Source organism: Streptomyces sp. NPDC003032 (assembly GCF_053591415.1).
Map to the genome: position 1 here is coordinate 44,319 of NZ_JBSFTT010000042.1, position 10,424 is coordinate 54,742.

Sequence of the window (10,424 nt, forward strand, 5' to 3'; positions counted from 1 at the left end):
AGGCGATCAAGGCTCAGTAGGCGCCGTTCACGTTGTCCATCGAGCCGTACCGGTCGGCGGCGTAGTTGGCCGCGGCCGTGATGTTGGCGACCGGGTCGTAGATGTTCGTCGAGGTGCCCTCTACGTGGTACGCGTCGAACGTCGGCTGGATGACCTGGAGCAGGCCGATCGACGGGGTGCCGTTGATGGCGTTGATGTCCCAGCCGTTGACGGCGTTGGGGTTGCCCGAGGACTCCCGGATGATGTTGCGGTGCAGACCCTCGTAGGAGCCGGGGATGCCCTTGGCCCGCATGATGTCCAGGGACTGGCGTATCCAGCCGTCGAGGTTGTTGGCGTAGACGGGCTTGCGGGCGGCGGCGCGGCTCGCCGTCTCCTTGGCCTTGCGCTCGTCCTCCGCCTTCTTCTTGGCGGCGGCCTCGTCGGCGGCCCTCTTGTCGGCGGCTGCCTTCGCGGCGGCGTCCTTGGCCTGCTTGTCGGCGTTCGACTGCTGCTTGGAGACGCTGGCGTGGACCGTCTTCTGGGCGCCGGTGGAGGCGGCGAAGGCGACGGGGGAGACGTCGGTGACCCGGGCTCCGGCCTCGGAGCCGCCCGGCACGAGGGAGAAGGCGAGAGCGGCGGCGCCGAGCGTGGCGACACCGGCGATCGAGAACTTCTGGGTCTTGGTCACGCTGGCGCGACTATGACCGGGGGTGCGCTGGGACATGCGTAAGGGACCTCTTCGGATAGCGGAGGTCGCTCTCGTCCGGTGGGGGACAGTTCTGCTTCTCCGGCACAAACGCCGCGGTGGGGGACCGCGGCGCCGAGCGACGGAGCAATTCTTAGCGGCAGCAAAATTCTGTGGCAAAGAAGTGACGTACGATGCCGCATAGTGGATCAGGGGTCGGGTAGGAGGCCTTGACGGCCGTGCATTCCCGATCGGATAAGGGATTCCTTGTCCACTAGGGACCTTCGTACGTGATGTTCGTCCTATGCGCGGGCTCACATCGGTCATGTAACAGCCTCACCGGGAGTTGCCGCAGCAACGCTCTCCGTGAGGGCTGCCCGGCTAGACCCTCCTCCCTATATAGGCCTAGGCCCCGCGGCCTAGGTGGGGGCCTCCACAGGACGGATACGCACTGTCACACCCCGCCGGTACGGTGTGGCCATGAGTCAAGGACCCCGATCCGGCCTGGACGCGGTGAGCGCCGCGCTGCTCGCCATGAGCAGGCATCTGGAGGTGCACGACGTCCTCAAGACGATCGTCGCCTCGGCCCGCGAGCTGCTCGACGCGGAGTACGCCGCGCTCGGGGTCCCCGACGACCACGGAGGCTTCGCCCAGTTCGTCGTCGACGGCGTCAGCGACGAGCAGTGGAAGGCCATCGGCCCACTGCCCAGACAGCACGGCATCCTCGCCGCGATGCTCCAGAAGGCCGAGCCCGAGCGTCTCGCGGACGTGCGCGAGGACCCCCGTTTCGAGGGCTGGCCCTCCGCCCACCCGGACATGTCCGACTTCCTGGGCCTCCCGATCCGTTACGGCGACGAGACGCTCGGCGCGCTCTTCCTCGCCAACAAGAAGTGCCCCAAGCCCCAGGGCGGCTGCGGCTTCACCGCGGACGACGAGGAACTGCTCTCCCTCCTCGCCCAGCACGCCGCGATCGCCCTCACCAACGCCCGCCTGTACGAGCGCAGCCGCGAGCTGACCATCGCCGAGGAGCGCTCCCGCCTCGCCCACGAGCTGCACGACGCCGTCAGCCAGAAGCTCTTCTCCCTGCGCCTGACGGCACAGGCCGCCGCGGCCCTCGTCGACCGCGACCCGACCCGCGCCAAGGGTGAACTGCAGCAGGTCGCGGTCCTCGCCGCCGAAGCCGCCGACGAGCTGCGCGCGGCCGTCGTGGAGCTGCGCCCCGCCGCCCTCGACGAGGACGGCCTGGTGGCCACACTGCGTACGCACACACAGGTGCTGCACCGCGCGCACTCCGCCGAGGTCACCTTCGAGAGCAACGGCGTACGCGCGTTGCCCGCCTCCCAGGAGGAGGCCATGCTGCGGGTCGCCCAGGAGGCCCTGCACAACGCCCTGCGCCACTCCGGGGCCGAGCGGGTCACGGTGCTCCTGGACAAGCGGGGCGCCGGAGCCGCCCTGCGCGTCGTCGACGACGGCACGGGCTTCGACCCGAAGGCGATACGGCGCGCCGGGCGCCACCTGGGCCTAGTCTCCATGCGGGACCGGGCGAGCGGGGTCGGCGGACGGCTGACCGTGGAATCGGAGCCCGGCAAGGGCACCACGATCGAGATGGAGGTCCCCGGTGGCTGACGCGGTGCTCAATGCGAGGACAAGGATCCGGGTCCTGCTGGTCGACGACCACCAGGTGGTCCGCCGGGGCCTGCGGACGTTCCTGGAGATCCAGGACGACATCGAGGTCGTCGGCGAGGCGTCCGACGGCGCCGAAGGAGTCGCGCGGACGGAGGAGCTGAAGCCGGACGTCGTCCTGATGGACGTCAAGATGCCCGGCATGGACGGCGTCGAGGCGCTGCGCAAGCTCCGCGAACTGGCCAACCCCGCGCGCGTGCTCATCGTCACCAGCTTCACCGAGCAGCGCACGGTCGTCCCGGCCCTGCGCGCGGGCGCCGCGGGGTACGTCTACAAGGACGTCGACCCGGACGCCCTCGCCGGCGCCATCCGCTCGGTGCACGCGGGACACGTCCTGCTGCAGCCCGAGGTGGCGGGCGCGCTGCTCTCCCAGGAGGAGGCCAACGGCAGCCAGGGAAGGGGCGGCTCGCTGACGGAGCGTGAGCGCGAGGTCCTCTGTCTGATCGCCGACGGCCGCTCGAACCGCGAGATCGCCCGCGCCCTCGTCCTCTCCGAGAAGACCGTCAAGACGCACGTCTCGAACATCCTGATGAAGCTGGACCTGGCCGACCGCACCCAGGCCGCGCTCTGGGCCGTACGCCATGGCGTGACCGGCTGACCGGCTGACCGGCCGACGGGCCGACGGGCTGTCCAAGCGGACCGTCGTCTTCCGGGATGAGATTCATACCGTCGTGTGAGTGTCACCCGAATGGCGCAACCCGCGCGCCGCCCGGCCGTTCTCCAGTGCGTGCTGCGACGGCCGGTCGCAGCGATCGCAAGGAGGGTCCAGAAGTGAAGAACCTGAAGAAGGCCGCGGCCGTCACGATGGTGGCCGGTGGACTGGCCGCGGCCGGCGCCGGCATGGCCTCCGCCCACGGCGGCGCGGAAGCCGACGGCACCGCCAAGAACTCCCCGGGCGTCGTTTCCGGCAACCTGGTTCAGGCCCCGGTCCACGTCCCGGTGAACGCCTGCGGCAACACCATCACCGTCATCGGCGCCCTGAACCCGACGTTCGGCAACCTCTGCGGGAACCTCTGATCGCACCCGCGCGATCGACCGGCGGCTCGCCCGCGCCCGGATTCACGGCCGACCGGCCCTGCGACGCTCCGTCCGCGGGGCCGGTCCCGTTCTCCGCACCCCCCACCGCGCCGCACGACCCCTGACCCCGCAGCCCGCGTCGCCCATGTCAGCAGGAGGAGCACTTCCCATGAACAGCACCGCCGAGAAGGCCGCCCCGGACGCCCAGGCCCACGGCACCGCCAAGAACCCGCCGGGCGCCGGCTCCGGCAACCTCCCCGAGGCACCCGTCCACGTCCCGGTCAACGCCACGGGCGACAGCGCCACCGTGATCGGCGTGCTCAACCCCGCCTTCGGCAACGCCTCGGCGAGCCACTGACGCACCGTCCCCTCAAGCACAGAAGGCCCCACGGCTCCCCCCGGTCCGTGGGGCCTGCCCCGGGCGCCCCGAGCCGACCCCATTCCGACCGGCCCGCCCAAGGCCCGTGCCGCCGCTCAGGCCGGGTCCTCCGACCACGTGAAGCAGTCCGCGGCACTTCGCCGCCACAGCGCGCCCCGCGGGCCGCGCCCCGCCCCCTCAGCGCCGCTCCCGCTCCTCCACGTACGCGTTGTAGGCGGCCACCTGCGCACGCCTGGCCGTCCGCTCCACCGGACGCAGCGCCTGCCCCCGCGCGGCCATCTCCGAGGCGCTCACGGCGCCGCCATGGCCGTTCTCGTACGCCAGCGAAATCAGCAGACCGACCCGCTGCGCCAGCTCCAACACGCGTACCGCACGCGGCGGATACCCCGGGGCCAGCACCTCGCGGCCCGCCTCCGCCCGCGCCCGGTACGCGTCGAGCGCCGCCTCGGCGACCGGCCCCGACCCCGCGACATCGAGCCGGGAAAGCACCCGCGTCGCCTCCCGCAGCGCCTCCGCGAGCTCCCGCTCCGCCTCGCCCAGCGAGGGCACATCGGCGGGCGGCGCCGCACGGACCGGCAGACAGTGCCAGAGGACCTCCACGTGCACGTCGCCCTCCGGCCCGGCCTCGTACACCTCCGGCACGAGCCCGAAGGGCGCCCCGAACGCGACGACGGCCTCCTCCGCCTCCAGGGCGCGCGCGTTGAACTCGGGCGGCCCGCTCAGCCCGAGCGGATGCCCAGGGGCGGGCAGCGCCACCCGGAAGCCCGTCACGCCGAGCGTGCGCAAGCGCCCCATCGCGAGCGTCAGGCCGACGGGGCCCGACTCGCCGGGAAGTCCTTCGACCCGGTGCACCGCGTCCTCGCCGACCATCGCGAGCACCGCGTCATCCGGAGAAACAAGTCCGGCCAAAAGGGCGTTTCCCCATGCGGCCAGAGATCCTGAGCGTGGTTCCGAGAGCATGCACACAGCCTAAGGACCGGCCTCACGACAGGAACGCCCGACCGGTGGCGTAGGTTTTATCCGGGGGCCGCGTCCACCGGCGCGAGCGACGACCGAGACTGCAATGGGAGACAGCGCGCTCATGAGCGATGTACTGGAGCTTGAGGACGTATCTGTGGTCCGCGAGGGCCGGGCTCTGGTGGACCAGGTCTCCTGGTCGGTCAAGGAAGGGGAGCGCTGGGTCATCCTCGGCCCGAACGGCGCGGGCAAGACCACCCTCCTCAACGTCGCGTCCAGCTACCTCCACCCGAGCACCGGCACCGCCACCATCCTCGGCGAGACCCTCGGCAAGCCCGGCACCGACGTCTTCGAACTCCGCCCGCGCATCGGCGTCGCAGGCATCGCGATGGCGGAGAAGCTGCCCAAGCGCCAGACCGTCCTGCAGACGGTCCTCACCGCCGCGTACGGCATGACCGCCGGCTGGCACGAGAACTACGAGGACGTGGACGAGCAGCGCGCCCGCGCCTTCCTCGACCGACTCGGCATGAGCGACTACCTCGACCGCAGGTTCGGCACCCTCTCCGAGGGCGAGCGCAAGCGCACCCTCATCGCCCGCGCCCTGATGACCGACCCCGAGCTGCTCCTCCTCGACGAGCCCGCCGCGGGCCTCGACCTCGGCGGCCGCGAAGACCTCGTACGCCGCCTCGGCCGCCTCGCCCGCGACCCGATCGCCCCCTCGATGATCATGGTCACGCACCACGTCGAGGAGATCGCCCCCGGCTTCACCCACGTCCTGATGATCCGCCAGGGCAAGGTTCTCGCCGCGGGCCCGCTGGAGCTGGAACTCACCTCCCGCAACCTCTCCCTCTGCTTCGGCCTCCCGCTCGTCGTCGAGCAGCGCAACGACCGCTGGACCGCCACGGGACTGCCCCTCTCCTGAGGGGCGTGCCGGCCGGACTGATCGCGCCCTGTCCCGGAAGGGACCCCCGGTCCTACGATGACCACGTGGACATCGACGCATGGGTGTGGTGGCTGATCGGCGCCGCCGCGCTCGGAATCCCGCTCGTACTGACCGCGATGCCGGAGCTCGGCATGCTCGCCGTGGGCGCCGTCGCGGCCGCCGTGACCGCCGGCCTCGGCGGCGACACGGTCCTTCAGGTCGTCGTCTTCGCCGCGGTCTCGGTCGCGCTCATCGCCGTCGTACGCCCCATCGCGACCCGGCACCGAGCGCAACGACCCGAACTGGCCACCGGAGTCGAGGCGTTGAAGGGCAGGTCGGCCGTCGTCCTGGAACGGGTCGACGGCTCCGGCGGCCGCATCAAGCTCGCGGGCGAGATCTGGTCGGCGCGCGCGCTCGACACGGACCGGGCCTACGAGGCGGGCCAAGAAGTGGACGTCGTCGAGATCGACGGAGCGACGGCCATCGTCCTGTGAACGCCCCACGGGCCGTGCGGCGGTCTGACAGACTCGACCAGCAAGATCTTTGAGATCCCGCAGATCTTCGGGATCGCGCGGACAAACACCGAGGCATGAAGGGTACGGGGAGTCACGATGAAACCCATCATCATCGTCCTGATCATTCTGGTGGTGCTGGTCTTCATCGCCCTGATCAAGACCATCCAGGTCATCCCACAGGCCAGCGCCGCCATCGTCGAGCGCTTCGGCCGCTACACACGCACGCTGAACGCCGGCCTGAACATCGTCGTCCCGTTCATCGACTCGATCCGCAACCGCATCGACCTCCGTGAACAGGTCGTCCCTTTCCCGCCCCAGCCGGTGATCACCCAGGACAACCTGGTGGTCAACATCGACACGGTCATCTATTACCAGGTGACCGACGCAAGGGCCGCGACGTACGAAGTCGCCAGCTACATCCAGGCGATCGAGCAGCTCACCGTCACCACCCTGCGCAACATCATCGGCGGCATGGACCTGGAGCGGACCCTGACCTCCCGCGAGGAGATCAACGCGGCCCTGCGCGGCGTCCTCGACGAGGCCACCGGCAAGTGGGGCATCCGCGTCAACCGCGTCGAACTCAAGGCGATCGAGCCGCCGACCTCCATCCAGGACTCGATGGAGAAGCAGATGCGCGCCGACCGCGACAAGCGCGCCGCGATCCTCCAGGCCGAGGGTGTACGGCAGTCGGAGATCCTCCGCGCCGAGGGTGAGAAGCAGTCCGCGATCCTGCGCGCCGAAGGCGAGGCCAAGGCCGCGGCCCTGCGCGCCGAGGGCGAGGCCCAGGCGATCCGTACGGTCTTCGAGTCCATCCACGCCGGCGACGCGGACCAGAAGCTCCTCGCGTACCAGTACCTCCAGATGCTCCCGAAGATCGCCGAGGGCGACGCGAACAAGCTCTGGATCGTGCCCAGCGAGATCGGCGACGCACTCAAGGGCCTCGGCGGAGCACTCGGCAACTTCGGCCCGATGGGCGGCGGTTCGAGCCCCTCGCCGAGCAAGGAGCGCCGCGAACAGCCCCCGATCGACTGACGCGGAGCCCTACGCCGCGGGCTGCGCCAGCCACCCCGGCAGGGAGGCCAACTCATCCCGCCCGAGCGACAGGAGCATCGCGTCGGCCGGCGTCGGCTCGAACGGCTGCCGCAGCAACGGCATCCCCGCCTCCTCCGGCGTCCGGTTGGCCTTGCGGTGATTGTCCATCGCGCACGAAGCCACCGTGTTCAGCCAGGAGTCGGCGCCCCCCTTCGACCGCGGCACCACATGGTCCACCGTCGTCGCGCGCCTGCCGCAGTACGCGCACCGGTGCTGGTCCCGGACGAGGACGCCCCGCCTCGACCACGGCGCCTGTCTTCGGAACGGCACCCGTACGTATCTGCAGAGCCTGATCACCCGCGGCACCGGTATGTCGACCGCCGCGGCCCGCACACGGAGCCCGGGGTGGGCCTGCTCGACCACCGCCTTGTCCTGGAGCACCAGAATGACGGCTCGGTTGAGCGTCACCGTCGAGAGCGGCTCGAAGCTCGCGTTCAGCACCAGCGTGTCCCGCATCAACCTGCCCACCTCCCGTACGCACCGGCCCACCCCCTGGCGGGCTTGGATCAACTCTGGCCGGGCACGCCGAGATGGACAACGCAATAAAAAATGCCCGTCTCTGATCACTTCCATGACCAGAGACGGGCAAACAATCCATGAACGCTCAGTTCACGATCACAACGGAACTCAGCTCTCGGCGGGGGCGCCGTACTCGGCGATCACGTGCGCACGCGCGAGCGTGTGGAACCGGAGGTTGAAGCCCACGACCGCGGGCGAGGCGTCCGAGTCCGGCCCCAGCTTCTCCTGGTCCACCGCGTACACGGTGAACACATAGCGGTGCGCCGGGTCGCCGGGCGGCGGGGCGGCGCCTCCGAAGTCCTTCGTCCCGTAGTCGTTGCGCACCTGCACCGCACCCTCGGGCAGCCCCTCGAACTTGCCGCTGCCCGCTCCGGCCGGCAGCTCGGTGACCGACGCCGGGATGTCGAAGACGGTCCAGTGCCAGAACCCGCTGCCCGTAGGGGCATCAGGGTCGAAGCACGTCACGGCGAAGCTCTTGGTCTCCGGCGGAAAGCCCTCCCACCGCAGCTGCGGCGAGGTGTTCCCGCCCGCCTGGACCTGAGCGTCCTTAAGGACCGCACCCGGCTCCAGGTCCTCGCTCGCGACTGTGAACGACGGCACGGGCGGGTGGAAGTCGTGGGGAAGCGGCGGCCTCTTCAGCTCGGTCACGTGAGCACCTCCTGGTCGATTGCTGTGCGTCCGAGCCTAGAACCAGTTGCGCTTGCTGCCGACCTGGGACAGCCACTCGTTCAGGTACGCCGTCCAGTCCGTGCCCTGGAAGTCGTTCAGACCCACCTTGAACGACCGGAACGAGTCGCTGCCCTCACTGAACAGACCCGGCTTCTTGTCCATCTCCAGGACGACGTCCATCTCCCGGTCGTCCGCGACGAAACTCAACTCGACCTGGTTGAGGCCGCGGTACTGCTGCGGCGGGTAGAACTCGATCTCCTGGTAGAACGGCAGCTTCTGCCGTGTACCGCGGATGTGGCCGCGCTCCATGTCGGCGTTCTTGAAGCGGAAGCCCAGCTGAATGAAGGCGTCCAGAATGGCCTGCTGCGCCGGCAGCGGGTGCACGTTGATCGGGTCGAGGTCCCCGGAGTCCACGGCGCGCGCGATCTCCAGCTCGGTGGTCACACCGATGTTCATGCCGCGCAGCTGCTGCCCGTCGATGCTCGTGACCGGCGTCTCCCAGGGGATCTCCAGGCCGAACGGCACCGCGTGCACCTCGTTGGCCAGGAGCGTGAAGGCGCCGCCGAGCCGCAGCTTGGTGAACTCGATGTCCTGCTTGGTCTCCTGGTCGTTGCCCTCGACCTCGACCCGGGCCTGCAGACCGACGGAGAGCCCCTCGATCTGCTGGTCCACCGACCCGCCCTGGATCCGCACCTCACCCTGGACCACGCCGCCCGGGACCACATTGACCTCGGTCAGCACGGTCTCGACCGAGGCACCTCCGGCCCCCAGACTCGCGAGCAGCTTCTTGAACCCCATGACTCTCCTCTTCGAATGGAATCTTTGATCGGTACAAACGCGAGGGAACCCCACCCGGTTCCGCGTCACCACCCTGGCGACCGAGCGCCCCGAAGGCCATCCGTATATACGGACCAGGTGCGCTACGCTCGTAAGGCATGATCGCGACCCCTGACCGTACGCCTCTGAGCCGAGACTTCTTCGACCGCCCCGTCCTGGAGGTCGCCCGGGACCTCCTGGGACGCGTCCTTGTACGCGACTCGGACGAAGGACCGATCGAGCTGCGCCTGACAGAGGTGGAGGCATACGCCGGTGAAGTCGACCCCGGCTCGCACGCCTACCGCGGCCGCACACCCCGCAACGACGTGATGTTCGGTCCGCCGGGACATGTGTACGTCTACTTCACCTACGGCATGTGGCACTGCATGAACATGGTGTGCGGCCCGGAGGGCATGGCGAGCGCGGTCCTGCTGCGGGCCGGCGAGATCACCGTGGGCGCCGAGCTGGCCCGCAAGCGTCGACTCTCGGCCCGTAACGACAAGGAACTGGCCAAAGGCCCGGCCCGCCTGGCCACCGCCCTCGATGTGGACCGAAGCCTCGACGGCGCGGACCTCTGTGGAGACCCGGCCAGTCCCTTCACGGTCCTCGCGGGCACTCCCGTCGAGGCCGACCAGGTCAGTGAGGGTCCCCGCACCGGAGTAGGAGGGGAGGGGTCGGTCCACCCCTGGCGGTTCTGGACGGCCAACGACCCTACGGTCAGCCCCTATCGGGCCCACGCGCCCCGTCGCCGCCGAACTTGACGCGGCCTGGGGGCCTCCGTAATGTAGTCCGAGCCGCTTGAACCGGTCACGGCAATCTGCCGGGAGCTGGAAGCGGCCAACCACTACCTACGACTTCCCCTCGGCGGGGGCTTGTTTCGCATGCTCGCATGTCGGAATTCGAACCCGCGGAACTCGATTATGAGTTGCGGAGGGAATCCGCTAACGTAGTGAACACGCCGAAAGGCAAAGGCCCTCCAACGGCCACCGGAAATGAAATCCGAACCGGAAACGGAACGGAAAGCGGATCTGGTAGGGTTGGAAACACGAAATACCGAAGGGAAGCGCCCGGAGGAAAGCCCCAGAGAATGTTCTGCGGGTGAGTACAAAGGAAGCGTCCGTTCCTTGAGAACTCAACAGCGTGCCAAAAGTCAACGCCAGATATGTTGATACCCCGACTCACTTCGGTGAG

Annotated in this window: 13 protein-coding genes; 8 read left to right on the forward strand and 5 right to left on the reverse strand. The window is 69.4% G+C overall.

Annotated features, from left to right (window positions below; translation table 11 throughout):
- Positions 1-13: 13 nt before the first annotated feature.
- The gene (locus ACWDZ7_RS36490; RefSeq protein ID WP_451803041.1) at positions 14-703 is read right to left on the reverse strand and encodes a transglycosylase SLT domain-containing protein; all 690 of its coding nucleotides are present in this window, start codon (positions 701-703) and stop codon (positions 14-16) included.
- Positions 704-1,144: 441 nt separating this feature from the next.
- Here ACWDZ7_RS36490 and ACWDZ7_RS36495 point away from each other — a divergent pair, with 441 nt between their 5' ends.
- From ACWDZ7_RS36495 to ACWDZ7_RS36510, 4 genes are all read left to right on the forward strand, one after another.
- Positions 1,145-2,290 (forward strand): GAF domain-containing sensor histidine kinase, encoded by a 1,146-nt coding sequence (locus ACWDZ7_RS36495; protein WP_451803042.1) that lies wholly within the window; start codon positions 1,145-1,147, stop codon positions 2,288-2,290.
- A complete protein-coding gene (locus tag ACWDZ7_RS36500) occupies positions 2,283-2,945 on the forward strand; it encodes a response regulator (protein ID WP_451803043.1) in 663 nt (220 codons plus the stop codon). Before ACWDZ7_RS36495 ends, ACWDZ7_RS36500 begins: the two co-directional genes overlap by 8 nt.
- A 173-nt stretch (positions 2,946-3,118) precedes the next feature.
- Positions 3,119-3,364 (forward strand): chaplin, encoded by a 246-nt coding sequence (locus ACWDZ7_RS36505; protein ID WP_451803044.1) that lies wholly within the window; start codon positions 3,119-3,121, stop codon positions 3,362-3,364.
- Positions 3,365-3,533: 169 nt separating this feature from the next.
- On the forward strand, positions 3,534-3,722 hold the full coding sequence (locus ACWDZ7_RS36510; RefSeq protein WP_451803045.1) for a chaplin: 189 nt from the start codon (positions 3,534-3,536) through the stop codon (positions 3,720-3,722).
- Between the two features lie 198 nt (positions 3,723-3,920).
- Here the strand turns inward: ACWDZ7_RS36510 and ACWDZ7_RS36515 are convergent, their stop codons facing one another.
- Complete coding sequence (locus ACWDZ7_RS36515) at positions 3,921-4,703, reverse strand: hypothetical protein (RefSeq protein ID WP_451803046.1); 783 nt, start codon at positions 4,701-4,703, stop codon at positions 3,921-3,923.
- A 121-nt stretch (positions 4,704-4,824) separates the two neighbouring features.
- On the opposite strand from ACWDZ7_RS36515, the gene ACWDZ7_RS36520 reads away from it, so the two are divergent.
- From ACWDZ7_RS36520 to ACWDZ7_RS36530, 3 genes are all read left to right on the forward strand, one after another.
- Positions 4,825-5,622, forward strand: a complete 798-nt coding sequence (locus ACWDZ7_RS36520; protein WP_451519763.1) for an ABC transporter ATP-binding protein — start codon at positions 4,825-4,827, stop codon at positions 5,620-5,622.
- A 65-nt stretch (positions 5,623-5,687) separates the two neighbouring features.
- Positions 5,688-6,116 (forward strand): NfeD family protein, encoded by a 429-nt coding sequence (locus tag ACWDZ7_RS36525; protein WP_451803047.1) that lies wholly within the window; start codon positions 5,688-5,690, stop codon positions 6,114-6,116.
- Positions 6,117-6,233: 117 nt separating this feature from the next.
- A complete protein-coding gene (locus ACWDZ7_RS36530; RefSeq protein WP_451803048.1) occupies positions 6,234-7,169 on the forward strand; it encodes an SPFH domain-containing protein in 936 nt (311 codons plus the stop codon).
- Between the two features lie 9 nt (positions 7,170-7,178).
- Here ACWDZ7_RS36530 and ACWDZ7_RS36535 read toward each other — a convergent pair whose 3' ends face one another.
- The 3 genes from ACWDZ7_RS36535 to ACWDZ7_RS36545 form a co-directional block, all read right to left on the reverse strand.
- Positions 7,179-7,685, reverse strand: coding sequence for an HNH endonuclease (locus ACWDZ7_RS36535; protein ID WP_451803049.1), 507 nt, complete (start codon positions 7,683-7,685; stop codon positions 7,179-7,181).
- A gap of 171 nt (positions 7,686-7,856) precedes the next feature.
- Positions 7,857-8,396: a YbhB/YbcL family Raf kinase inhibitor-like protein gene (locus ACWDZ7_RS36540; protein WP_451803050.1), complete on the reverse strand. Its 540-nt coding sequence runs from the start codon at positions 8,394-8,396 to the stop codon at positions 7,857-7,859.
- A gap of 36 nt (positions 8,397-8,432) precedes the next feature.
- Positions 8,433-9,215, reverse strand: a complete 783-nt coding sequence (locus ACWDZ7_RS36545) for a sporulation protein (RefSeq protein ID WP_451519768.1) — start codon at positions 9,213-9,215, stop codon at positions 8,433-8,435.
- 137 nt (positions 9,216-9,352) lie between these two features.
- Between ACWDZ7_RS36545 and ACWDZ7_RS36550 the strand changes: the two genes are divergently transcribed.
- Positions 9,353-9,994 (forward strand): DNA-3-methyladenine glycosylase, encoded by a 642-nt coding sequence (locus ACWDZ7_RS36550; RefSeq protein WP_451803051.1) that lies wholly within the window; start codon positions 9,353-9,355, stop codon positions 9,992-9,994.
- Positions 9,995-10,424 lie beyond the last annotated feature (430 nt).